This is a genomic window from Rhodococcus sp. 05-2255-3B1, assembly GCF_002258545.1.
Lineage (GTDB): Bacteria > Actinomycetota > Actinomycetes > Mycobacteriales > Mycobacteriaceae > Rhodococcoides.
This window is the reverse complement of the sequence record NZ_NOZC01000038.1, coordinates 1-21,784: the sequence shown is the minus strand read 5'-3', so window position 1 is coordinate 21,784 and position 21,784 is coordinate 1. Positions and strand designations below refer to the sequence as shown.

Here is a 21,784-nt window from a genome sequence, read left to right as displayed (position 1 = left end):
GACGAATGTGATGGTCAGTCGCGCAACGGCCGACCGTGCTGATCACGGACGCTGCCGGTGAGCATCATGATGCCGTCGATCAACGGCCAGATTCCGCCGATACCGCAGGTGAGCCACGTGACGGCGATCTGCGCAACCGCCATGCCCGGCTGGTTGAGATAGAAGCGCCCGGCTCCGAACGCGCCCAACAGAATGCCGAGCAGACCGGCCGTCAGCTTCTGCTTGTCGGAGAACGGCTCACCGGTGACCGGGTGCCGACCGTACGGAGCCATCGGGTCCATGTATCCGGGCCCGCCTGCGTACTGGGGACCACCGTATTGGGGAGCGCCGTATTGGGGACCACCGTATTGGGGAGCGCCGTACTGCCCGCCCTCATACGGCGGGGGCGGCGGCGCACCGTACTGACCGGAACCATCCGATGGTGGTGGGTAACCGGCACCGGGGGGAGGTCCGAACTGCCCCCGATCGTCGGCATCGGGAGTGCCGTGGCTCGGAGCGCTGTAGTTCGGAGCGCTGTAGTTCGGGTCGGGAGCCCCGTATACGGGACCCGAACCTGCGGGAGAGCCCTTCTCGAACGAGATGGTCGGCTCCGACGGAGTGGATCCGTCGCCCGGGGATCCGTCCGATGACGATGTACCCGATTCACTCACGTCGAACTCCCTTACTCCCGATGCACTACCAGCAAGGGCATCAGTCTCTCAGTTTTCGCCCCTGAGCATCGGTCACATTGCCCACCAGTATCAGGACGCCGTCGACCACGTGCCATACGAAGAGCCCCAGAAGCAGAATCACTCCGAGGCCGAACACCGCCGTGAGGAGAAATCCGAAGAAGAACAAGAGCAACTGCGCGACGCCGATCCCGATACTTCCGATGTAGAAGCGGCCGACTCCCAACCAACCGAGAAACAGCTGCAGCAATCCGCCGACGATCTTCGACTTGTCCGACAGCGGCACGCCGGTCACCGGATCGCGCCCGTACGGTGCATCCGGGCCGACGCCGAATGCGGATCCACCCGGATAGCCGACGGGTACGCCATATCCCTGCTGGCCGTATCCCTGCTGTTGGTAGCCCTGCTGCGCGTAATTCGGCTGCGGGTAGCCCTGCTGTTGGTAACCCTGCTGCCCGTAGTTCGGCTGCGGATAGCCCTGCTGCGGGTAACCCTGCTGCCCGTAATTCGGTTGCGGATAGCCCTGATGGCCGTGATTCTGCTGCTGGTAGCCCTGCTGACCGTAACTCTGCTGCTGGCCGTACCCCTGCTGCGGGTAGCCGGGGGGTGCCGGAAATCCACCGAGCGGGTTGTCGGTACTGCCGTCCGGGCTCGGTGCCGGGTAGCTCGGCGTGCTGGACCAACCGGGGCCGTTTCCGATACCCGAGTACGTGTCCCACCCCGGGCCCGTGGGACCGGTCGGACCGTGCGAGGGCGCGGACTCCGACGTCCCCGGCGGCTCCGAGAGCGACGCTTCGGCGGTGGCGTCGTAATCGAAAGGCGTACCGAACGACGCGGTCGGATTCGACCCGTTGTCGCTCGAATCGGCTGTGGAATCCGGTTCGGGGTCGGGCTGAGGGGTCTTGTCGAAATCAACCACGCGTACTGCCTTCTTCCTCGGCTTTCTTGTCGGACGCCGGACCGGGCTGCGCGTCGACGGTGCTTGCGTCCGTGGTGCTGTCGATCGGTGCCGAACGCGAACCTTCTGCATCCGATGCGGTGTCCTCGGAAGAGGTCTCGCGATCCACGTCGTCGTTCGATTTCAGCGTCGCCGGATCTTCACGGCCCTTGGTGGCGATCACGAAGTACGCGAGCGCCAGAACGAAGATGATGGCGGAGGTGAAGGTGTTGATGCGTATACCGGCGATCGTCGTGGCGAAATCGTCGCGCATGAGTTCCACCCAGAACCGTCCGGCGCAGTATCCGGCCACGTACAGCGCGAACAGTCGACCGTGGCCGATCGTGTACTTGCGGTCGACGAGAACCAGAAGCACCACGACCGCGACGCTCCACAACAGCTCGTACAGGAACGTCGGGTGCACCACTTTTTCCACGAATCCGGTCGAGATCCCGTTGAGTGGATCGAGCCGTCCGTCGGAGTCGACCCGTTCGTAGATCTCCAGGCCCCACGGCTGGGTGGTGGCGCGTCCGTACAGTTCCTGATTGAAGTAGTTGCCGATGCGGCCGATCGCCTGGGCCAGCAGAATCGGAGGACCGACTGCGTCACCGAACGCCGGCAGCGGAATCCCGCGTCGACGGCACGCGATCCAGGCACCGACGCCGCCCAGGAACACCGCTCCCCAGATTCCCAGCCCGCCGTTCCAGACGTACAACGCTTCGACCGGGTTTCCGCCGGGACCGAAATACGTCTTCCAGTCGGTTGCCACGTGGTACAGACGCCCGCCCAGCAGGCCGAACGGGACGGCCCAGACCGCGACGTCGAGGACTGTTCCCTTGGTTCCACCTCTGGCCACCCAGCGGCGATCACCCCACACGACGGCAACGACGATGCCGATGATGATGAACAGGGCGTAGGCCCGAAGAGCCAGCGGTCCGACGTGCCACACCCCCTGCGGCGGACTGGGAATGTAGGCCAGGATCGCGGTCGAAGTCACGACGCTACGTTAGCCGAACGGACACCCTCGGCGAGTTCCGTCGTCAGGTCGCGCACGGCGTCGAGTCCCTTGTCGACGGCACTGACCAATGCCGAACCGACGATCACGGCGTCGGCGTAGCGGGCGATCTCGGCGGCCTGGGCACCCGAGCGCACTCCCAGACCCACGCCGATGGGAATGTCGGAGTGTTGACGGATGCGTGCCGAGAGTGCGGGGGCCATCGAGGACACCGCGTCGCGGGCACCGGTGACGCCCATCGTCGAGGCCGCGTACACGAAGCCGCTACTGGCTTCGACGGTGCTGACCAGCCGCTCCTCGGTGGACGACGGGGCGACGAGGAAGATTCGGTCGAGTTCGTACCGGTTCGAGACCTCGATCCATTCCTGAGCCTCGTCGGGAATGAGATCCGGTGTGATGATCCCGAGCCCACCCGCACTCGCGAGGTCGCGCGCGAAGTTCTCGATGCCGTACTTGAGGACCAGGTTCCAGTAGGTCATGACCACCGCTCGGCCGCCCGCTGCAGCGACCTGCTCGGTGACGGCGAAGACGTCCTTGACTCGGGCCCCGGCTCGCAGCGCGACATCGGCCGCGGCCTGGATCGTGGGGCCGTCCATCACCGGATCGGAGTACGGGATGCCCACCTCGACGATGTCGCATCCGGCGTCGACCATTGTCTTGAACACCTCGACCGATCGCGGCACCGTCGGAAATCCTGCCGGGAGGTATCCGACGAGTGCTGCGCGCCCTTCGGCACGGCACTGCGCGAAGGTCCCCGAGAGGCGGGAGTCGTTGTTGCTCATGGCTTGATACCTGCTTCGTCGTCCACGTTCGCTTCGCCGTCTCCGTCGATCAGACCGAACCATTCGGCTGCGGTGTCGACGTCCTTGTCGCCGCGGCCGGAGAGGTTGACCAGGATGATCGCGTCCTTGCCCAACTCCTTGCCGAGGGTGAGCGCGCCTGCGATGGCGTGCGAGGACTCGATGGCCGGGATGATGCCTTCGGTGCGGCACAGCAGCTTGAAGGCGTTCATGGCTTCGGTATCGGTGATGCCGCGGTACTCGGCCCGACCGATGTCGTGCAGGTACGAGTGCTCGGGACCGACGCCCGGGTAGTCCAATCCCGCTGAGATGGAATGAGATTCGACGGTCTGACCGTCCTCGTCCTGCAGCAGGTAGGAGTACGCACCGTGCAGGGCTCCCGGAGTTCCACCACTGATCGTCGCAGCGTGGCGGCCGGTCTCGACACCGTCACCCGCCGCCTCGAAGCCGATCAGCCGAACATCGGCGTCGTCGATGAAGGCGTGGAAGATGCCGATTGCGTTGGAGCCACCGCCGACGCAGGCGGCGATGGCGTCGGGCAGCCGACCCGTGGACGCGAGCACCTGCTGCCGCGCTTCGAGGCCGATGATGCGCTGGAAATCGCGCACCATGACCGGGAAGGGGTGTGGCCCGGCGACGGTGCCGAAGCAGTAGTACGTGTTGTCCGCGTTCGTGACCCAGTCGCGCAGCGCCTCGTTGATGGCGTCCTTGAGGGTGCGCGATCCGGACTTCACGGCCACGACACTGGATCCGAGCAGACGCATCCGAGCGACGTTGAGGGCCTGCCGTTCGGTGTCGACCTCGCCCATGTACACGACACACTCGAGCCCGAGGAGCGCGCACGCCGTGGCGGTGGCCACCCCGTGCTGGCCCGCGCCGGTCTCGGCGATGATCCGTGTCTTGCCCATACGCTTGGCCAGGAGCACCTGTCCGAGCACGTTGTTGATCTTGTGAGAACCGGTGTGGTTGAGGTCTTCTCGCTTGAGGAGAATCCGAGCGCCGCCTGCGTGCTCGGACAACCGCGTCGCCTCGAAGACCGGCGAGGGGCGACCGGTGTAATCGCGCTGCAGTCGGTCGAGTTCACCGAGGAACTCGTTGTCGCTGCGCACCTTCTCGTACTCGGCGGTGACTTCCTCGATCACGCCCATCAGTGCCTCGGGCACGAATCTGCCGCCGTAGACACCGAAATGGCCGCCCACATCGGGCTCGTGCGCGCTGCGATCGGTGAGGCCGATGCTGCTCTGCGGCAGATCAGCGCCCTTGAAACGGACTGCCTGCGGGGCGTCCGTGATGGAAGAAGAATTGCTGGTGCTCACCGGTCCAGTGTGCCCCAACGGCGGACCGCCGCCGCGTTCGGGTCGGGTGCCGGGTCAGCGGTGCAGGGTCAGCGTGCGGGCTTGGGGCACGACGGATGCGTGCCCGCCGTCACCAGGTCCGAGACGGCCGTACGCGGATCTCCTGCGGTGACCAAGCCCTCGCCGACCAGTACCGCGTCGGCACCTGCACCGGCGTAGGCGAGCAGATCCGCCGTGCCACGCACTCCGGACTCCGCGATACGAATGACCTCGCTGGGCAACCCGGGAGCGATACGGCCGAAGCTGTCACGATCGATCTCGAGCGTCTTCAGATTGCGGGCATTGATGCCGATCACGCTGGCACCGGCCTCGAGGGCGCGGTCCGCCTCGGCCTCGGTGTGCACCTCGACCAGCGCCGTCATGCCCAGCGACTCGGTGCGGTCGAGCAAGGACGCCAACGCATCCTGCTCCAGCGCCGCGACGATCAGCAGGATGACGTCGGCACCGTGGGCCCGAGCCTCGTGGATCTGATAGGGGCCGACGATGAAGTCCTTGCGCAGCACGGGAATCGACACCGCGGCACGCACGGCATCGAGGTCTGCCAGAGACCCGTGGAAGCGACGTTCCTCGGTGAGAACACTGATGATGCGCGCGCCGCCCTGCTCGTACGCGCGGGCCAGAACGGCCGGATCACCGATGTCGGCCAACGCCCCCTTGGACGGGCTCGCTCGTTTCACCTCGGCGATGACGCCGATGCCGTCCTCACGGAGGGCAGCTGCCGCGTCGAGGGGGGCCGGTGCTGCCTTCGCTGCTGCTTTCACGGCGGCGAAATCGACCACCGATTCACGCGCGGCCACGTCGGCTCGCACACCGTCGAGAATCGAGTCGAGAACAGTCATGGTGCCCCCAGTCCTTTCTGAGCGTCGACGTCCGATGTGAGGAATCTCATCGGGGTCGGATCTAGCGTAGAGGGCCGATTCAATCCGACGAACGCCGGGTACCGGACTCGTCGGTAGGGTCTTCGCCGGCGTCGAGCGCGTCCCACATCATGCGTTCGGTGAGGTCCTCGCCCTCGTCCTGCACACCGGCACCGGAGGCACTGCTGCGCGCACGACGAGCAACCTCGTCACGACGCACCGCCGGGGCGTCGTACTTGGACGAGAGTACCTGCGTGGCAAACGTTTTCCGAATCGACACCACAGCCGCAGCGAAGGCGCAGAGTGCACCGACGAGGGTGACGATCGCGGGCAGAACCGACACGTCCGTCATCGACACCTGGGCGCGGGCCGGAAGCTCAGCCAGCGCCGCGGACTCCGAATCGGACGCCCCGGCAGTGAGCAATCGAACTGCCGGAATCGCGGCCGCCACGGCCACCACGGCGATCAGCAGGGCCAGCACCCGCGAGGCCCACCCCCGCACGGCGAACGAGGCGGCGATCGCCGCCACCAACACCAGTGCCAGGGGGGTCGTGGCAGCGGCCCAGGTGCTGCCGAGCAGGTCGTCGGTTCGGCTCTCCCCCAGCCCGTCGAACGACGTCACCCGAACCCACGTCATCCTCGACGCGCCCCACAGGCACACGGCAGCAACGACCAGAAGGGCGACGGGCAGAGCGGCCGACCCGCGGCGATTGGATCGCTCGGTCATCGGCCGCCGACCTCACGGAGCGACTCCGCAGCGGCGACGGCTCCCAGCACCGCCATCGCCTTGTTCCGCGCCTCGTCGTCCTCGTACTCCGCAACCGAGTCGGCCACGACGCCTGCCCCGGCCTGAACGTAGGCGGTGCCGTCCTTGATCAGTGCGGTGCGAATCGAGATCGCCGTGTCGGCGTCTCCCGCGAAATCGAGGTAGCCGACGATGCCGCCGTAGATGCCGCGTCGGGTCGGCTCCAGTTCGTCGATCAGTTCCATCGCGCGCACCTTCGGTGCCCCGGACAGGGTGCCTGCCGGGAAGCAGGCCTTGACCGCGTCGAGGGCACGCTTGCCCTCGGCCAACCGTCCGGTGACCGTCGACACCAGGTGCATGACGTGGCTGTATCGCTCGATGTGGCGGTAATCGCTCACTCGCACGGTGCCGGGAGCGCAGACTCGCCCGAGATCGTTGCGGCCCAGATCGACGAGCATCAGGTGCTCGGCGTTCTCCTTCTCGTCGGCCAGCAGATCCTTCTCGAGCAGCACATCCTCCTCCTCGGAGGTGCCTCGCCACCGCGTGCCCGCGATCGGATGCGTGGTGGCGAGACCGTCGACCACCGTCACCAATGCCTCGGGGCTCGATCCGACGATGGAGAAGGCCGTCTCGTCGTTCTCCCCCGGTACGTGCATCAGGTACATGTACGGGCTCGGATTCGAGGCCCGCAGCATCCGGTAGACGTCCAGCGGTGACGCATCGGTGTCCATCTCGAAACGTTGGGAGAGAACCACCTGGAACGCCTCACCTGCTTCGATCTCCTCCACCAGGCGAGCGACGTCGGCACCGAAGCCCTCGGACGTGCGCTGCCTCCGGAACTGCGGCTTCGGCCTGGACACGGTGGAGACGGTGGAGGCGGCGGGCTTCGACAGGTCTGCGCACATGCGATCCAATCTGCGCACCGCGTCGTCGTACGCCTCGTCCACATGCTCGTCGGTGCCGTTCCAGTTGACCGCGTTCGCGATCAAGGTGATCGCGCCCTCGTGATGGTCGACGGCCGCGAGATCGGTCGCGAGCAGCATGACCAACTCCGGAACACCGAGATCGTCCTGCGCATGCTCGGGCAGCTTCTCGATGCGCCGCACCGAGTCGTATCCGAGGTAACCGACCATGCCGCCGGTCAACGGAGGCAGACCTGGCAGCCGCTCCGAGTGCAACAGCTCCAGAGTCCGCGCCAGCACTTCGAGAGGATCGCCGCCGCTCGGCACCCCTGCAGGAACGTTGCCGCGCCATGCGGCCTCACCGTCGATGACGGTGAGCGACGCCGGAGAGCCTGCACCGATGAACGACCACCTGGACCACGAACTGCCGTTCTGTGCGGACTCGAGCAGGAAGGTTCCGGGTCGGTCGGCACCGAGCTTGCGGTACGCCGACAGCGGGGTCTCGGAGTCGGCGAGCACTTTTCGCGTCACCGGCACCACGCGGTGCTCGGCGGCGAGATGCCGGAACACCTCACGCGAGGTCGTCGAGTCCGAGTTCTCGGTGTCGGGAGTGGGGCTGGGGTCGGTGGTCGTCTCGCCGTGCATGCCACCATCCTCCCAGGTTCGGCACGAGCGTCGGCGCTCGCGGTAACCTGCCGAGCATGAAACCAGGCGAGCTCGTTCCCGATTTTTCCCTGCCGGACCAGACCGGAGAGACCCGAACGCTGACCGAATTGCTGGCGGACGGTCCGGTGGTGCTGTTCTTCTACCCCGCTGCCTTCACCCCCGGCTGCACCGCCGAGGCGTGCCATTTCCGGGACCTGGCGTCCGAGTTCGCCGAGGTCGGTGCCACCCGGGTCGGCATCAGCGCCGATGCGGTCGCGAAGCAGGCAGAGTTCGCCGCCGCCAAGTCCTTCGACTACCCGCTGCTGTCCGACGAGGACGGCACCGTCGCCACCGCGTTCGGCGTCAAGCGTGGTCTGCTGGCCAAGCTCTCCCCGGTCAAGCGTGCGACGTTCGTCATCGGCACCGACAGGAAGGTCCTCGAGACCTTCTCGAGCGAGGTCCGGTTCGAGGCCCACGCAGACAAGGCTCTCGACTACCTGCGGGCACATCGCACCTAGAGCACTGTCCGACGCGATGCCTCGGGTGGGGGAACCTCGAGGCATCATGTGCAGACCACAACTATCTGGGCAGGAGTGGAGCCTGCAGGAACGACCCACGGATAGGAGTGGAGCCTGCAGGAACGACCGAGACAGATCATCGGAGCCTGCAGCAACGACCGAGAGATCGAGAGGTTCCCTGGGATGGACACGTCGGCGACACCGCAACACACGGTGGATCCCCGTTGGCTCACCGAGAGTCAACAGGAGGCCTGGCGGTCGCTCGTCGCCCTGGTCACTCGACTTCCAGCAGCGTTGGATGCTCAGCTGCAGCGCGATTCGCAGCTGACCCACTTCGACTACTTCGTCCTCGCGACGGTCAGCGAGAATCCGCAGCGACGGATCCAGCTCCGCGACCTCGCCGAGTACGCGAACGCGTCGCTCTCGCGCCTCTCGCACGTGGTGACCAAGCTCGAGAAGGCCGGTTGGGTGCGGCGCGAGTCGATCCCGGGTAGCCGCGGGTCCTATGCGGTGCTGACCGACGCAGGCATGGCGAAGGTCGTGGAATCGGCACCGGGGCACGTCGGCACGGTGCAGTCACTGGTGTTCGAGGGGCTCTCGGACGCGGAGGTCGAGCAGCTCGCGACCCTGAGCTCGACTCTGCTGACGCAGTTGGACAAGGGAATCGCGGCCGGAACCGGTCACGCCTGAGGGTCTGGGCCCAACAGGACGTCGGCATCGAAGCAGGTGTGCGTGCCGGTGTGGCACGCCGCGCCGACCTGGTCGACGACCAGGAGCACGGTGTCACCGTCGCAGTCGAGTCGAACCTCGTGCACGTACTGCGTGTGACCCGACGTCTCACCCTTGATCCAGTACTGCTGCCTGGACCTGGAATAGTAAGTGCCCTTGCGGGTTTCGAGGGTTCGTGCCAGCGCCTCGTCGTCCATCCAGGCCACCATGAGTACCTGACCGGTCGACCGTTCCTGCACGACGGCGCTGAACAGTCCGGCCTCGTTGCGCTTGAGCCGCGCGGACAGACTCGGGTCGAGTGTCATCGGAAATCCTCTTCGCTATCGGACGACGATGCGTTCGGCACGCATCGCATCCTTGACCTGGCCGATGGTGAGATCACCGAAATGGAACACGCTCGCGGCGAGAACCGCGTCCGCGCCGGCGTGCACTGCCGGCGAAAAGTGTTCCACGGCGCCTGCTCCGCCACTGGCGATCACCGGCACGTGCACCGCGCTCCGGACGGCGGCGATCATCGGCAGATCGAATCCGGCTTTGGTTCCGTCGGCGTCCATCGAATTGAGCAGGATCTCACCGACGCCCAATTCCGCTCCCCGTACTGCCCATTCGACGGCATCGATGCCGGTGCCGCGTTTGCCGCCGTGGGTGGTGACCTCCCAGCCCGACGGGGTGTCCTGCTGACCGTCGGGAACGGTTCGTGCATCGACCGAGAGCACGATGCACTGCGAACCGAATCGTTCGCTCAGTTCACGCAGCAGTTCCGGTCGCGCGATCGCTGCGGTGTTGACACTGACCTTGTCCGCCCCGGCTCGCAGCAGTCGATCCACGTCGGCGACGGTGCGCACTCCCCCGCCGACGGTGAGCGGGATGAACACCTGCTCGGCGGTGCGGCTCACGACGTCGAGCATCGTGCCTCGGTCCGACGTCGACGCGGTGACGTCGAGGAAGGTCAGCTCGTCGGCCCCCTGCGCGTCGTAGGCGGCCGCGAGCTCGACGGGATCGCCTGCGTCGCGGAGGTTCTCGAAGTTCACTCCCTTGACGACGCGTCCGGCGTCGACGTCGAGGCACGGGATCACTCTGACCGCGACGCTCATCGCACCGGTCCTTCCAGGTAGTCGACTGGATCACCGAGTTCGGTGATCACCTTCAGCAATTCTTCGTGCACTCCCGGTCCGGCTGCGAGCACCGACGCCGAGTCGACCGTCCAGGGTTCGCCCGCGAGGTCGGTGACGATTCCGCCTGCCGCGCGTACCAGCAGTGCGCCGGCTGCGTTGTCCCAGGCCCGGTGCCCGAAGACCACCGCGCCGCCGAGAACTCCGCTGGCGGTGTAGGCGAGATCGACTCCGGTGGCACCGTGCATCCGCAGTCGCGAGGAATGCATCGACAGCTCTTCGAGGATGCGGAATCGGAACCGACCCGGCAGCGAACCGCGGCTGGCCACATTGAACGCACCGAACCCGATCATGGACTCGCGCAATGCTTTCGGCTGCAGCGCCGGAAGTGCGGCACCGTTGAGCAACAGGGGGCCGCCTGCCACAGCGGCGAAACGCTGGTCCACCAACGGCAGCCACGTGAGCCCGAGGATCGGCTCGCCATCGTCGAGCAACGCCAACAACGTTCCGGCCGACGGCAATCCCGACGAATAGTTGAAGGTGCCGTCGATCGGGTCCAGCACCCAGACGAGTCCCGAGTTCAGATCCGGTCCCCCGAACTCCTCACCGTGAACAGCGATTCCGGTGGCTTCGTGCAATTCCGCACCGAGCCGCCGCTCGAGCTCCAGATCCACTGCGGTGGCGAAGTCGTCGGGGCCCTTCTGCACTGCACTCGGTGCGCCGACGCCGGCGACGAACCGATCGTGGATGCCGTCGAGCAGACCTCCGGCGATCTCGAGCAGACGAGTCGGTTCCTCGGGAAGGGTCATTCCTGCGTTACCGAGACACCGCAGCGAGAGCGTCCGGAAGCGTGAAACGTCCGGCGTACAGAGCCTTTCCGACGATGGAACCTTCGACACCGCGGTCGACCAGTCCGGCGATCGCTTCCAGGTCGGCAATCGTGGACACGCCGCCCGATGCGATGACCGGCTTGTCGGTCTTGGCGCACACGTCGGCGAGCAGTTCGAGGTTGGGCCCGGTCAACGTGCCGTCCTTGGTCACGTCGGTGACGACGTAGCGCGAGCACCCGTCGCGCTCGAGCCGCTCCAGAACCTCCCACAGATCGCCGCCGTCGCTCACCCAGCCGCGGCCGCGCAACCGCGGTGCGCCGTCGACGATCAGCACGTCCAGACCGACGGCGACGCGATCACCGAACTCGCCGATCGCGCGGGAGCACCACTGCGGATCCTCGAGCGCTGCGGTGCCGAGATTGACTCGCGCACAACCGGTCGCCAGCGCCGCGCGCAGCGACTCGTCGTCGCGAATTCCGCCGGACAGCTCCACCTGGACGTCGAGCTCGCCGACGACCGACGCCAGCAGCTCGCGGTTGGATCCGCGTCCGAACGCAGCGTCGAGATCCACCAGATGGACCCACTCGGCACCGTCGTTCTGCCACGCGAGGGCCGCGTCACGGGGCGACCCGTACTTCGTTTCGCTTCCGGCTTCTCCTTGAACGAGACGGACAGCTTCGCCGCCTGCGACATCGACAGCAGGCAATAAGACCAGGCTCACGTGCGGTTATGCTACGGGCCGAGCGTCCGTGAACTCAAAACGGGTCGCCTGTGGTCCTACCGGAGTTCCTTGCGCGTCATGCGCGTGGACACCACACCCATCGCCGCGATCGCGCCGACCACACCGGCCAATGCGATGACCAAGCCCACCCCGGCACTCGGCTGCAGCACAGCGATCAGTGCCGTCGCGATGGCCAGCACGGCCACAGCCGCACCGAGTGCGCGAACCGCCAAGCGACCCAGTGAGAACTCGCGGTCGCTCACACCGATCGGACCCAGTTCTCGAGCAGCGCGGCCCCGGCGTCGCCGGACTTCTCCGGGTGGAACTGGGTGGCCGAGAGAGCGCCGTTCTCGACCGCGGCGAGGAACCGGCCGCCGTGATCGGCCCAGGTGAGCAACGGGGCGGCGATGGTGTCGCTGGGTTCGAGCTCCCACTGTTGCGCGGCGTAGGAGTGCACGAAGTAGAACCGGGTGTCGGGATCGATGCCGTCGAACAGCACGCTCTTCTCCGGTGCCTCGACGGTGTTCCATCCCATGTGGGGCAGCACCTCGGCCTGCAAGCGCTCGACCGTTCCCGGCCACTCCCCGCACCCGTCGGCCTCGACCCCGAACTCGACCCCGCGGTCGAAGAGGATCTGCATTCCGACACAGATGCCGAGGACGGGGCGACCGCCCGCCAGGCGTCGCCCGATGATGCGCTCGCCTTTCACCGCCAGCAGCCCTTCCATGCAGGCGGCGAATGCACCGACACCGGGAACGACCAGCGCTTCTGCATTCAGTGCCTCGTCGAAGTCCGAGGTCACGGTCACATCGGCACCGACTCGGGCGAGAGCCCGCTTCGCCGAGTGCAGATTGCCCGAGCCGTAATCGAGCAACACCACAGAAGTCATGCGGGAAGTCTATCGGGGCGTGGTCTCGCGACGAGCGCCACCGCCGCGACTGCGACCACCGCCGTTGCTGCTGCGGCGAATCCCGCGGTGTAACCCACACTCGTCGCCAGGACACCGAGGGCGAGTGCGCCCGCCCCGGTTCCCGCGTCGAAACTGATGTTCCAGACGGCGCTCGCGCTGCTGTATCGGGCCGGACCGGCTGCGTCGAACGCCATCACGAGACTGTCGTTCTGGCACGCGCCGTACCCGATTCCGAACAGGACGGCTGCGACGAAGAACAGCGCAGCGGGCATGCCGCCGAGCGCGGCGATCGCGAACAGAGCGATACCGATTGCCGCCGACACCAACGCCGGAAACACCGAGCGTCCTATTCCGATGCGGTCGGCCACCGACCCCGCGGCGTAACGCCCGACGAGCATCGAGGCACTGACGACGGCCAGTGCGAGTCCGATCATCGCAGCTCGGTTCGATTCGGCGATCGGCAACAGACTGGTGATTCCCCCGTAGGCCGCCGACACCGAGGCCACGACGAGACAAGGCACCAGGAATCGGCGCTTGTCGAGGCGAACTCGCTCGATTCTGGGCGGCTGCGGGGCGGGTCGGGTGGGCGGCAGGAGCGCGACGCCGATCAGGCCTGCGGCGGGCACGAGAGCACCGAGTACGAACACGGCCGTCGGACTCGCCGCGAAAATAACCAGACCCAGTGGCAGCGTGACCATCTGAGCCAGAGCGACGGCGATCCCCTGCGCACCCGTGGCCCGGCCGAGCAGCGCTGTCGGAGCGAGCTCGGCGACGATGGCCGCGCCGGCAACCGTCAACATTCCGAAACCGGTGCCCCGCAGCGCGGACACCGCCAGCGCCGGTACGGCATCGACGGAGACGATGAACAGCAGGGCGGGCAACCCGAGAAGCAGACACCCGGCGGCCAGAACCGCGCGGTGGCCGACTCGCATCAACATGCTCGGCACGAACAGCTGAGTGATCACCGTCGTGGCCATGAAGATCGCGGTGCTGGCCGCTGCCACCGCGTCCGATGATCCGGACTGGGACACCGCGAGGGGAACCACCGGGAGCAGTAATCCCCAGCCGCCGAACGATGCCGCGCCCATCGCCATCGCGGCCGGAAGACCACGGACGGAGCTCAGGCCGTTCAACGCACGAGCGCCGATCGACCGGTCACAGACTTCCCTTGGTGGACAGCACACCGGTCACGCGAGGGTCGTACTCGGTGGCCTGGCGCAATGCCCGAGCCACGGCCTTGAACTCGGCCTCGGTGATGTGATGCTGATCCCGGCCGTAGATCACCCGCACGTGCAGCGCGATCCGAGCGTTCGACGCCAGCGTCTCGAACACGTGCTTGTTGATCACCGTGGAGTACGGAACGCCCGGGTAGCCGCCGATGACGGAGTGCACCATGTAATCGGGCTCACCGGTGTGCACGCAGTACGGACGACCGGACACGTCGACCGCCGCATGCACCAGTGTTTCGTCCATCGGGATGAACGAATCGCCGAACCGAGTGATGCCGGCCTTGTCACCGAGGGCCTGGCCGAGAGCCTGGCCGAGCACGATCGCGGTGTCCTCGACGGTGTGGTGCGCCTCGATCTCGATGTCGCCCTTCGCCCGCACGGTCAGGTCGAACCGAGCGTGGGTTCCGAGCGCGGTGAGCATGTGGTCGTAGAACGGCACACCGGTGGAGATGTCGACGATGCCGGTGCCGTCGAGGTTCAGCTCCACCGAGATGTCGGATTCCTTGGTGGTGCGCTCGATCTTGGCGATGCGGGGAGCGGGTGTGGTCACTTCGGTGCCTCTGCTGTTTCGGTCGATGCGAGTGCTGCGCTGACGGTGAGGAATCGGTCGTTCTCGTGCGCCAATCCGATGGTGACGCGCAGATAGCCGGGAATCCCGACGTCCCGGATGAGCACGCCGTCGTCCAGGTACCGCTGCCAGGTCGCGGCCGCATCGGCGAACCGGCCGAAGAGCAGGAAGTTGGCGTCGGACGGCACCACCTCGTAACCCTGGTCTCCCAGAGCCGCTGCCACCCGATCTCGTTCGGCGGAGAGCTCGGCCACGCTCCCGAGAGTGTCCGAGGCGTGCCGCAACGCCGCTCGTGCAGCCGCCTGCGTGACGACCGAGAGGTGATAGGGCAAGCGCACCAACAACATTGCGTCGACGACGGCCGGGGCAGCCACCAGATATCCCAACCGACCACCGGCGAACGCGAACGCCTTGCTCATGGTTCGGCTGACCACGATCTTGCCGGGGTAGCTCTCGATCAACCCGATGGCGCTGGGAGCGGAGGAGAATTCCGCGTAGGCCTCGTCGACCACCACGATTCCCGGTGCGGCATCGAGGATTCGGCGTAGATCCGCCTCGTCGATGCTGTGGCCCGTCGGATTGTTGGGGCTGGTGACGAACACGACGTCGGGCCTGCGTTCTTCGATCGCACCGACGGCGTAGTCGACGTCCAGAGAGAAATCTGCCCGACGCTTGGCCGGAATCCATTCGGTCTGCGTCCCGGAGGAGATGATCGGGTGCATCGAGTACGACGGCACGAATCCGAGCGCGGTGCGATCCGGTCCCCCGAAGGCCTGGAGCAACTGCTGCAGAATCTCGTTGGAGCCGTTGGCCGCCCACACGTTGGCGGTGTCGACGGCGAAGCCGGTCTGCTCGGTGAGGTATCGAGCCAGGTCGGCCCGCAGCGCTTCGGCATCGCGATCGGGGTAGCGATGCAGCTGCCCGGCGGCGAGTCGAACGGAGTCGGCTACATCGTCGATCAATGCCTGCGTCGGCGGGTGCGGATTTTCGTTGGTGTTCAACTGAACCGGCACGGTGAGCTGCGGCGCGCCGTAGGGTGATTTGCCGATCAGCGCCTCGCGCAGCGGGAGGTCGTTCAGCGAGATCGACCGTCCCAAAGCATCACTCATGACGCATCACCGGTACGCAACCCTTCGAACCGCAGCCGCACCGCCTCGCCGTGGGCCGGTAGATCCTCGGCGTTGGCGAGCGCAATGACATGCGCCGCGACGTCTTTCAGGGCGGCTTCGCTGTAGTCGACCACGTGGATACCGCGAAGGAACGTCTGCACACTCAGGCCGGACGAGTGGCGCGCGCATCCTGCCGTCGGCAGTACGTGATTGGAACCGGCGCAGTAGTCGCCGAGGCTCACCGGCGACCACGCTCCGACGAACACGGCACCGGCGCTGCGCACCCGGGCTGCGACGTCGGATGCGTCCTTCGTCTGGATCTCGAGGTGCTCGGCGGCGTAGGCGTTGACCACGGCCAATCCCTGCGTGACGTCGTCGACCAGCACGATGCCGGACTGGCTGCCGTTCAGCGCGGTGGCCACCCGCTCGGCGTGCCGCGTCGATGCCATCTGTGCGTTGACGGCCTGGTCCACGGCATCGGCCAGTTCGATGCTGTCGGTGACCAACACGCTGGCCGCCATGACGTCGTGTTCGGCCTGGCTGATGAGGTCAGCTGCCACGTGAACGGGGTCCGCGGTGGCGTCGGCGAGGATCGCGATCTCGGTCGGCCCTGCCTCGGAGTCGATTCCGACGAGCGAGCGGCACAGTCGTTTGGCGGCGGTGACGTAGATGTTGCCGGGACCGGTGATGAGATCGACCGGTGCCAACTCGCCGCCGTCGGTGTCGACGCCGCCGTAGGTGAGCAGCGCGACACCCTGGCCGCCGCCGACCGCCCAGACCTCGTCGACGCCGAGCAGCTGGGCCGCGGCCAAGATCGTCGGGTGCGGCAGTCCGCCGAAGTTCTTCTGCGGCGGCGACGCCACCACCAGAGATCCGACGCCTGCGATCTGCGCGGGCACCACGTTCATCACGACCGACGACGGATACACGGCGTTACCGCCGGGCACGTACAACCCGACGCGATCGACAGGGATCCAGCGTTCGGTCACCGTGCCGCCGGGCACCACCTGTGTGGTGTGGTCGGTTCGGCGCTGATCGGAGTGCACCAGACGGGTTCGTTCGATGGCGACCTCGAGGGCGGCTCGAACATCCGAATCGAGCTCGGCGAGGGCCTTGACCAGCTCTTCCTGCGGAACGCGAACGCGATCCGGCCGGACGCCGTCGAACTTCTCGCTGAACTCGAGCGCAGCCTCGGTGCCGCGTTCTCGGACGGCGTCGACGACAGGGCGAACCTGATGCAGCACCGAATCGACATCCACTCCGCCTCGGGGAAGTGCGCCGCGTAGTTCGGCGGTGGATGGAGTTCGTCCGCGTAGATCGACGCGGGCGAGCTCGATGCGGGCAGGCATAGTGGGCCCCTTCGTGAAGTCGGTTCGGTGCCGGGGTTCGGTCGAAACAGTGTGGTTCGAACACCCAGGATAGTTCCACCGAATTCGGATCAGCCCCGCACGTCCCACAGATGATGGATGGGGTCGTGAATGTAGTAGGCGGCCAGTGACTCGACCGAGAAGTTCGATCCATCACTTCGTCGACCGGTCCGCTGCCGGTTCTCCGGCGGAACGGCAGCGAAATCGTCCGCGAGGGCGCGCGCAGCGTCACCGAGTTCGGATGCCACCTTCGCTGGGTCCTGGGCGTTGTAGTTCTCGGCCAGCGCCGTGGCGTCCTGGTCCCAGTTGGCGAACTCGGGATCGTCTTCGGCCAACACCAACGCCAGCCGGGTGCGGAAGATGCGGTGCGCGTCACGTACGTGCGCGGCGTACTCGAGTGCGGACCACGTCGAGTCGTCGGGGCGCAGTGCTGCGTCGTCGCGCTGCAGCACCGCCTCCCAACGCTCGACGTCGGCGCGGATGAGGTCCGGGATGTCGTCGTACACGACGGCGCTCGAGTCGAACCCGCAGTCCGGGCACGCTCGCTCGAGTACCCAGGTCCAGTTCTTGGTATCGGGATCGATCGGCATGCCGGTCAGAATAGATTCGGGTCAGGCGTAGCGAGCAGCGAGGTTGTGCAGCGTGCTCGTGATGCCCTGCGCGTTCTTCTGCGGCATCTTGAACAGCTCGAGCATTTTCGGGACCTTGGCGGTGCCGTACTTGAAGCTCTCGGTGACCGTGGTCAGGCCCGGCTGCTTCTCCTCGAACTCCCAGCGCCAGCTGTGCCCCATCGGATGCTGCCACTCGACGACCTTGTGCCGATCGGCGTCGACGAACTCGGTGACGGTGCTGGTGATCTTGTAGGGCACGCCGTACTGCTTCATGCCGACGGAGAATTTCGCACCGGTGCTGAGTCGATCGGGGCCGCGCACAGTGTCCTTGACGGTGCCGGATCCGTCGAGCTCGCCGTGCCGCTTCGGATCGGCCACCATGTCGAACAGTTCGGACGCCGGTGCCCGCACCTCGGTCTGACGGGTGACGTGCTGCGGGCCTGTGTCGATGGTTCTGATGTCTGCCATGTCCGCGGTCTACCCCACAGCGCCCGGTTCGACACACCTACCGGGCCGAATCGGAGTTGACGGCCGTAGTTCAATGAACCCATGTCCTGGTCAGTGTGGCTCGCCTTTCTCGGCGCGAGCATCGTCATCAGTCTCTCCCCCGGTGCCGGTGCCATCGCGTCGATGTCCACCGGGCTCCGCTACGGCCTGCGCCGCGGATACTGGAACATCTTCGGGCTGCAGATCGGTCTGCTGATTCAGATCGGCGTCGTCGCCGTCGGACTGGGAGCCGTCTTGGCGAGCTCGACGCTGGCCTTCTCCGTCATCAAATGGTTCGGCGTCGCATACCTGGTCTACCTCGGAGTTCGACAGTGGCGGGCAGCCCCGACCGAGGTCGCCGACGCCCCGGCAGTAGCCGACCGTGGCACGACGATGCTCGCCCGAGGCTTCCTCGTCAACGCCAGCAACCCGAAAGCTGTCGTCTTCATGGTCGCGGTGCTCCCCCAGTTCCTCGATCCGACACGGCCTCTCGTCGTCCAGTACCTGCTGATCGCCGCCACGATGGTCGCGGTCGACATGCTCGTGATGACGGGGTACACCTCGCTGGCGTCGCGGGTGTTGCGCTTGATGAAATCCCAGCGTCAACAGAAGACGATGAATCGCACGTTCGCCGGGCTGTTCTTTGCCGCCGCAACGTTTCTGGCGACCGTCCGGCGGGTGACTCCGTGAGAAAATATCGCGTGATCATGAAGAATGCCCTCGGCGGCGATCCGATTCCACTGGGACTGTTCGACACGCTTCTGGAGGCCAACACCTGGATCCAGGACGTCGGCAAACGGGACGAGCACGAACTGGGCACCTATTCCGTCGAAGTTGTCGACGAGTGAGCGGACGGTGTCCGTGTTCGAGTGGTGACACGTTCGATGCCTGTTGCGAGCCGTATCTGCGCGGGGATGCGAGCGCGCCGACGGCGGAGAAGCTGATGCGATCGCGATTCACCGCGTTCGCCGTCGGCGATGTGGCCTATCTCCGCGCGTCGTGGCATCCCGACACCGCACCGGCCGAGCTGGAATTGGACCCCGACCAGCGGTGGTATCGACTCGACATTCTCGCAACCGACGCCGGTGGCATGTTCGACGACGCGGGAACGGTCGAGTTCCGAGCTCGGTACAAGCATCCCGACGGGGCGGGCTCGATGAGTGAGGTCAGCCGCTTCGCCCGCATCGACGGCCGGTGGCGCTACCTCGACGGGATCGTCTCGCGTTAGAGGTTGCGCAGCTTGGTCGGTCGGTTGCCCGAGGTGCGACGCGCTTCCTGCTTTTCCTTGATGCGTTCGGCATCCTTGCGCACCTGAATCTGGGTGCGACGCTCGCGAACGAGCCACTGGGGCGGGCTGGCGACGAGTTCGTCGATTGCCTCGGTGGTCAGCGCTTCGGTGACACCGCCGCGGGCCAGCCCCGCGATGGACACGCCGAGCTTCTTGGCGATGACGTCGCGGGGGAAGGGGCCGTTGGTCTGCAGGTCGGTCAACCACTGCGGCGGATCGCTGCGCAGTGCGTCCAGGTCGGACCGGCTGATCATCGAGTTCTGGAATTCTTCGGGTGCTGCGGGAAGGTAGATGCCGAGCTTGTTCGCCGCGGTCAATGGCTTCATGGTCTGCTGTTTGTTCTCCGGGCTCACCGGACCAGCTTATCCGGCCGCCGGCGCTCTCGACGCCACCGTCCCTCACTGCCCTCCTCGTCCCATAGGCTCGACATCGTGAACATCGATGTGCAGACACTGCGCTGGTACGCGGCGGTGGCGCAGCAACTGCATTTCGCGCGCGCTGCTCGGTCGCTCGGAATTTCGCGGATCCGCTTGAGCAAGACGATCGTGGAACTCGAGGAACAGCTCGGCGTCGACCTGTTCGTGCCCGGGGCATCCCCCACCGAGCTCACCGCGGAAGGCCGCGATCTGCTCGAGCGAGCCCTGGTGGAGATCGCCGAGGACGATCGGCTCTCGGAACTCGCGCAGGTCGCTGCGGCAGAGCCGACGACCTTCACCATCGGATACGCCGAAGGCGTGACGCTGACGAAGTGGACACGCATCTGGGCGGATCGGTTCCCCGACGTCACGCTGTCCGTGGTGGCGACGACGCCGCAGACACAGGTGTCGGCCCTGCGCGACGGAACGGTCGATGTGAGCTTCGTTCGTCCGCCGATCGATCGCGATGGGCTCAACGCGATCGGTCTGTACCAGGAAGTGCAGGTGGTGGTGGTCCCGAAAGACCACGCGGTCGCCGCATTCGATTCGGTCACCGCGACCGATCTCGCCGACGAGCATCTGCTCGCCGAACCAGCGACCGTGCCCGAATGGGCAGCGGTGGCAACCGAACTCGTGTCCGGGAGTCGACCGGAACTGCCGCCGATGAATTCCGTTGCCGAGACGTTCGAGTACGTGGCCGCCGGGCTCGGGGTGGCGATCGTGCCGCACTCGGTCGCACGATTCAATGCCCGCAAGGACCTCGTCTACCGCCCGGTGACCGATGTCGAGCAGTCACAGATTGCACTGGCCTGGGTCGCCGAACGCGAGGACGACCGCATCGAGGAATTCATCGGTATCGTCCGCGGCCGCTCGACCCGCAGTTCACGCGGACCGTCGGACGAAGCACCGGTCAAGAAGAAGAAAGCGCACCCCTCCAAACCCGCTCGCCCCGTTGCCAAGACGAAGACGAACGCCCGACGCAGCGGGAAGCGTCGCTGACGTCTGCATCTCGCTCCGCCCCGAATCCATGAGAACGTGTGTTCGAAAGTGTGTCGGTGGGTCGCGATAGATTTAGTGCATGCTTTCGGGGGACGGCGGATCAGGGGTGGACGGCATCGAGACGGTGCCGCCCGCCCCTGAGGTGTCCGATCCCGAACTGTCGGCACTGGTCGACCGGGTCGAGTCCTCGGTCGCGGAGTTGGCGGAACAGTCGTCGGTAGCGTGGTCGAACGCGGACCGGCGCGCGGTGATCCAACGGATGGAAACGGCGACGAGATCCCTGACCGCGTACTCGTACACCTGGCTCAACGAGCTGATCTCTCAGCACGGCCTCGATGTGTATCCGGGATCGGTGCCGTCGTCGGTGGCGTGGATGCTGCGGATCACCCCACGAGCAGCAGGAGCTCGGGTGCGTCTGGCTGCCGAGTTGGGTGACCGGACTGCGTTCTCGGGGGAAGTCCTGCCGCCGTTGCTGCCGCGAACTGCCGAAGCACTGCGGGCGGGGTTGCTCGATGCCAAGCATGTGCAGATGATCCGCGAATTCTTCAGACATCTCCCCTCGAGTGTCGATCCGCAGACCCGCGATCTCGCCGAACAGCAATTGGTGACAGAGGCGAAGAAGTTCCGGCCCGACGACTTCGCGCCGGTCGTCGCGCATTTGGACTCGATCCTCAACCCCGACGGCGACCACGACGAAGACGAAGACGGAAAGCCGAGGCCACGGAAGCGGCGGGATGCGTTCTTCTACCTCGGTGAGCAGGGTGCCGACGGAATGTCCGAAGGAAAATTCTGCGTGGACCCCGAGCTACGCGCCTACCTCGAAGCCTTGTTCTCCAAAGCCGCGAAACCGGGAGTGAACAACCCCGCCGACCCGACATCGATCATCCACGACGAGACCGGCGGCAAGGACAGCACGAGCCCTGCCGCTGCGAGCGACGGTGCGCGTCCCGATCCTGCAGCAGCCGAA

General features: G+C 66.3%; 28 protein-coding genes. 7 read left to right on the top strand and 21 right to left on the bottom strand.

Annotated elements, in window-relative coordinates:
* Nucleotides 1-14: 14 nt before the first annotated feature.
* The 8 genes from CH249_RS28785 to CH249_RS25085 form a co-directional block, all read right to left on the bottom strand.
* Nucleotides 15-650 carry an NINE protein gene (locus CH249_RS28785; protein WP_052683711.1) on the bottom strand — a complete coding sequence of 212 codons (636 nt, stop codon included), beginning with the start codon at nucleotides 648-650 and terminating at the stop codon, nucleotides 15-17.
* A 40-nt stretch (nucleotides 651-690) separates the two neighbouring features.
* On the bottom strand, nucleotides 691-1,587 hold the full coding sequence (locus CH249_RS25115; RefSeq protein ID WP_032394326.1) for a TM2 domain-containing protein: 897 nt from the start codon (nucleotides 1,585-1,587) through the stop codon (nucleotides 691-693).
* The gene (gene lgt / locus CH249_RS25110; protein WP_094629253.1) at nucleotides 1,580-2,602 is read right to left on the bottom strand and encodes a prolipoprotein diacylglyceryl transferase; all 1,023 of its coding nucleotides are present in this window, start codon (nucleotides 2,600-2,602) and stop codon (nucleotides 1,580-1,582) included. Before lgt ends, CH249_RS25115 begins: the two co-directional genes overlap by 8 nt.
* The gene (gene trpA / locus CH249_RS25105; RefSeq protein WP_032394328.1) at nucleotides 2,599-3,402 is read right to left on the bottom strand and encodes a tryptophan synthase subunit alpha; all 804 of its coding nucleotides are present in this window, start codon (nucleotides 3,400-3,402) and stop codon (nucleotides 2,599-2,601) included. The genes lgt and trpA overlap by 4 nt, the downstream gene beginning before the upstream one ends.
* Complete coding sequence (gene trpB / locus CH249_RS25100) at nucleotides 3,399-4,670, bottom strand: tryptophan synthase subunit beta (RefSeq protein WP_045199662.1); 1,272 nt, start codon at nucleotides 4,668-4,670, stop codon at nucleotides 3,399-3,401. Before trpB ends, trpA begins: the two co-directional genes overlap by 4 nt.
* A 134-nt stretch (nucleotides 4,671-4,804) precedes the next feature.
* Entirely contained in the window at nucleotides 4,805-5,614 is an 810-nt protein-coding gene (gene trpC, locus CH249_RS25095; RefSeq protein WP_032394329.1) for an indole-3-glycerol phosphate synthase TrpC, read from the bottom strand.
* A 79-nt stretch (nucleotides 5,615-5,693) separates the two neighbouring features.
* The gene (locus CH249_RS25090; protein WP_094629252.1) at nucleotides 5,694-6,359 is read right to left on the bottom strand and encodes a TIGR02234 family membrane protein; all 666 of its coding nucleotides are present in this window, start codon (nucleotides 6,357-6,359) and stop codon (nucleotides 5,694-5,696) included.
* Nucleotides 6,356-7,924, bottom strand: coding sequence for an anthranilate synthase component I (locus CH249_RS25085; RefSeq protein WP_045194974.1), 1,569 nt, complete (start codon nucleotides 7,922-7,924; stop codon nucleotides 6,356-6,358). Before CH249_RS25085 ends, CH249_RS25090 begins: the two co-directional genes overlap by 4 nt.
* Nucleotides 7,925-7,980: 56 nt before the next feature.
* Here CH249_RS25085 and CH249_RS25080 point away from each other — a divergent pair, with 56 nt between their 5' ends.
* Entirely contained in the window at nucleotides 7,981-8,442 is a 462-nt protein-coding gene (locus CH249_RS25080) for a peroxiredoxin (RefSeq protein ID WP_094629251.1), read from the top strand.
* A 183-nt stretch (nucleotides 8,443-8,625) separates the two neighbouring features.
* Nucleotides 8,626-9,132: a MarR family winged helix-turn-helix transcriptional regulator gene (locus tag CH249_RS25075; RefSeq protein WP_094629250.1), complete on the top strand. Its 507-nt coding sequence runs from the start codon at nucleotides 8,626-8,628 to the stop codon at nucleotides 9,130-9,132.
* Here the strand turns inward: CH249_RS25075 and hisI are convergent.
* From hisI to CH249_RS25015, 12 genes are all read right to left on the bottom strand, one after another.
* Complete coding sequence (gene hisI / locus CH249_RS25070) at nucleotides 9,123-9,476, bottom strand: phosphoribosyl-AMP cyclohydrolase (RefSeq protein WP_094629249.1); 354 nt, start codon at nucleotides 9,474-9,476, stop codon at nucleotides 9,123-9,125. The genes CH249_RS25075 and hisI overlap by 10 nt on opposite strands.
* Nucleotides 9,477-9,491: 15 nt before the next feature.
* Nucleotides 9,492-10,265, bottom strand: coding sequence for an imidazole glycerol phosphate synthase subunit HisF (gene hisF / locus CH249_RS25065; protein ID WP_032394335.1), 774 nt, complete (start codon nucleotides 10,263-10,265; stop codon nucleotides 9,492-9,494).
* Complete coding sequence (locus CH249_RS25060; protein ID WP_032394336.1) at nucleotides 10,262-11,092, bottom strand: inositol monophosphatase family protein; 831 nt, start codon at nucleotides 11,090-11,092, stop codon at nucleotides 10,262-10,264. Before CH249_RS25060 ends, hisF begins: the two co-directional genes overlap by 4 nt.
* A 7-nt stretch (nucleotides 11,093-11,099) precedes the next feature.
* Nucleotides 11,100-11,834 (bottom strand): bifunctional 1-(5-phosphoribosyl)-5-((5-phosphoribosylamino)methylideneamino)imidazole-4-carboxamide isomerase/phosphoribosylanthranilate isomerase PriA, encoded by a 735-nt coding sequence (priA, locus tag CH249_RS25055; protein WP_032394337.1) that lies wholly within the window; start codon nucleotides 11,832-11,834, stop codon nucleotides 11,100-11,102.
* 56 nt (nucleotides 11,835-11,890) lie between these two features.
* Nucleotides 11,891-12,097, bottom strand: a complete 207-nt coding sequence (locus CH249_RS25050; protein ID WP_032394338.1) for a hypothetical protein — start codon at nucleotides 12,095-12,097, stop codon at nucleotides 11,891-11,893.
* Nucleotides 12,094-12,723 carry an imidazole glycerol phosphate synthase subunit HisH gene (gene hisH, locus CH249_RS25045; protein WP_094629248.1) on the bottom strand — a complete coding sequence of 210 codons (630 nt, stop codon included), beginning with the start codon at nucleotides 12,721-12,723 and terminating at the stop codon, nucleotides 12,094-12,096. Before hisH ends, CH249_RS25050 begins: the two co-directional genes overlap by 4 nt.
* Complete coding sequence (locus CH249_RS25040; RefSeq protein ID WP_094682349.1) at nucleotides 12,720-13,838, bottom strand: MFS transporter; 1,119 nt, start codon at nucleotides 13,836-13,838, stop codon at nucleotides 12,720-12,722. Before CH249_RS25040 ends, hisH begins: the two co-directional genes overlap by 4 nt.
* A 61-nt stretch (nucleotides 13,839-13,899) precedes the next feature.
* The gene (gene hisB, locus CH249_RS25035) at nucleotides 13,900-14,523 is read right to left on the bottom strand and encodes an imidazoleglycerol-phosphate dehydratase HisB (protein WP_032394340.1); all 624 of its coding nucleotides are present in this window, start codon (nucleotides 14,521-14,523) and stop codon (nucleotides 13,900-13,902) included.
* A complete protein-coding gene (locus CH249_RS25030) occupies nucleotides 14,520-15,650 on the bottom strand; it encodes a histidinol-phosphate transaminase (protein ID WP_094682333.1) in 1,131 nt (376 codons plus the stop codon). The genes hisB and CH249_RS25030 overlap by 4 nt, the downstream gene beginning before the upstream one ends.
* The gene (gene hisD, locus CH249_RS25025) at nucleotides 15,647-16,999 is read right to left on the bottom strand and encodes a histidinol dehydrogenase (protein ID WP_094647753.1); all 1,353 of its coding nucleotides are present in this window, start codon (nucleotides 16,997-16,999) and stop codon (nucleotides 15,647-15,649) included. Before hisD ends, CH249_RS25030 begins: the two co-directional genes overlap by 4 nt.
* Before the next feature lie 89 nt (nucleotides 17,000-17,088).
* Nucleotides 17,089-17,607 carry a DinB family protein gene (locus CH249_RS25020; protein WP_094682332.1) on the bottom strand — a complete coding sequence of 173 codons (519 nt, stop codon included), beginning with the start codon at nucleotides 17,605-17,607 and terminating at the stop codon, nucleotides 17,089-17,091.
* A 21-nt stretch (nucleotides 17,608-17,628) separates the two neighbouring features.
* Nucleotides 17,629-18,096: an SRPBCC family protein gene (locus CH249_RS25015; RefSeq protein WP_032394344.1), complete on the bottom strand. Its 468-nt coding sequence runs from the start codon at nucleotides 18,094-18,096 to the stop codon at nucleotides 17,629-17,631.
* An 81-nt stretch (nucleotides 18,097-18,177) separates the two neighbouring features.
* On the opposite strand from CH249_RS25015, the gene rhtB reads away from it, so the two are divergent.
* From rhtB to CH249_RS25005, 3 genes are read left to right on the top strand one after another with little or no spacing between them, the layout of a single operon-like run.
* Entirely contained in the window at nucleotides 18,178-18,804 is a 627-nt protein-coding gene (gene rhtB / locus CH249_RS25010) for a homoserine/homoserine lactone efflux protein (protein WP_032394345.1), read from the top strand.
* Entirely contained in the window at nucleotides 18,801-18,962 is a 162-nt protein-coding gene (locus tag CH249_RS28105) for a hypothetical protein (RefSeq protein ID WP_179274311.1), read from the top strand. Before rhtB ends, CH249_RS28105 begins: the two co-directional genes overlap by 4 nt.
* Nucleotides 18,959-19,342: a YchJ family protein gene (locus CH249_RS25005; RefSeq protein ID WP_045194964.1), complete on the top strand. Its 384-nt coding sequence runs from the start codon at nucleotides 18,959-18,961 to the stop codon at nucleotides 19,340-19,342. Before CH249_RS28105 ends, CH249_RS25005 begins: the two co-directional genes overlap by 4 nt.
* On the opposite strand, the gene CH249_RS25000 is transcribed toward CH249_RS25005, so the two are convergent.
* Nucleotides 19,339-19,755 carry a DUF5997 family protein gene (locus CH249_RS25000; protein ID WP_032394347.1) on the bottom strand — a complete coding sequence of 139 codons (417 nt, stop codon included), beginning with the start codon at nucleotides 19,753-19,755 and terminating at the stop codon, nucleotides 19,339-19,341. The genes CH249_RS25005 and CH249_RS25000 overlap by 4 nt on opposite strands.
* Nucleotides 19,756-19,833: 78 nt before the next feature.
* Here CH249_RS25000 and CH249_RS24995 point away from each other — a divergent pair, with 78 nt between their 5' ends.
* Nucleotides 19,834-20,817: a LysR family transcriptional regulator gene (locus CH249_RS24995; RefSeq protein WP_094629241.1), complete on the top strand. Its 984-nt coding sequence runs from the start codon at nucleotides 19,834-19,836 to the stop codon at nucleotides 20,815-20,817.
* Nucleotides 20,818-20,896: 79 nt separating this feature from the next.
* The coding region (locus CH249_RS24990; RefSeq protein ID WP_143544578.1) for a DUF222 domain-containing protein at nucleotides 20,897-21,784 on the top strand (888 nt) is incomplete at its 3' end.

Coding starts and splice junctions, on each gene's coding strand:
- CH249_RS25040 (WP_094682349.1), bottom strand. CDS start 13,838: ATGGCGATGGGCGCGGCATCGTTCGGCGGCTGGGGATTACTGCTCCCG.
- trpC (WP_032394329.1), bottom strand. CDS start 5,614: ATGACTGTTCTCGACTCGATTCTCGACGGTGTGCGAGCCGACGTGGCC.
- hisF (WP_032394335.1), bottom strand. CDS start 10,265: ATGAGCGTCGCGGTCAGAGTGATCCCGTGCCTCGACGTCGACGCCGGA.
- CH249_RS25060 (WP_032394336.1), bottom strand. CDS start 11,092: ATGACCCTTCCCGAGGAACCGACTCGTCTGCTCGAGATCGCCGGAGGT.
- hisH (WP_094629248.1), bottom strand. CDS start 12,723: ATGACTTCTGTGGTGTTGCTCGATTACGGCTCGGGCAATCTGCACTCG.
- hisI (WP_094629249.1), bottom strand. CDS start 9,476: ATGACACTCGACCCGAGTCTGTCCGCGCGGCTCAAGCGCAACGAGGCC.
- CH249_RS25085 (WP_045194974.1), bottom strand. CDS start 7,924: ATGCACGGCGAGACGACCACCGACCCCAGCCCCACTCCCGACACCGAG.
- CH249_RS25075 (WP_094629250.1), top strand. CDS start 8,626: ATGGACACGTCGGCGACACCGCAACACACGGTGGATCCCCGTTGGCTC.
- CH249_RS25080 (WP_094629251.1), top strand. CDS start 7,981: ATGAAACCAGGCGAGCTCGTTCCCGATTTTTCCCTGCCGGACCAGACC.
- hisD (WP_094647753.1), bottom strand. CDS start 16,999: ATGCCTGCCCGCATCGAGCTCGCCCGCGTCGATCTACGCGGACGAACT.
- CH249_RS25030 (WP_094682333.1), bottom strand. CDS start 15,650: ATGAGTGATGCTTTGGGACGGTCGATCTCGCTGAACGACCTCCCGCTG.
- CH249_RS25015 (WP_032394344.1), bottom strand. CDS start 18,096: ATGGCAGACATCAGAACCATCGACACAGGCCCGCAGCACGTCACCCGT.
- rhtB (WP_032394345.1), top strand. CDS start 18,178: ATGTCCTGGTCAGTGTGGCTCGCCTTTCTCGGCGCGAGCATCGTCATC.
- CH249_RS25090 (WP_094629252.1), bottom strand. CDS start 6,359: ATGACCGAGCGATCCAATCGCCGCGGGTCGGCCGCTCTGCCCGTCGCC.
- trpA (WP_032394328.1), bottom strand. CDS start 3,402: ATGAGCAACAACGACTCCCGCCTCTCGGGGACCTTCGCGCAGTGCCGT.
- CH249_RS25020 (WP_094682332.1), bottom strand. CDS start 17,607: ATGCCGATCGATCCCGATACCAAGAACTGGACCTGGGTACTCGAGCGA.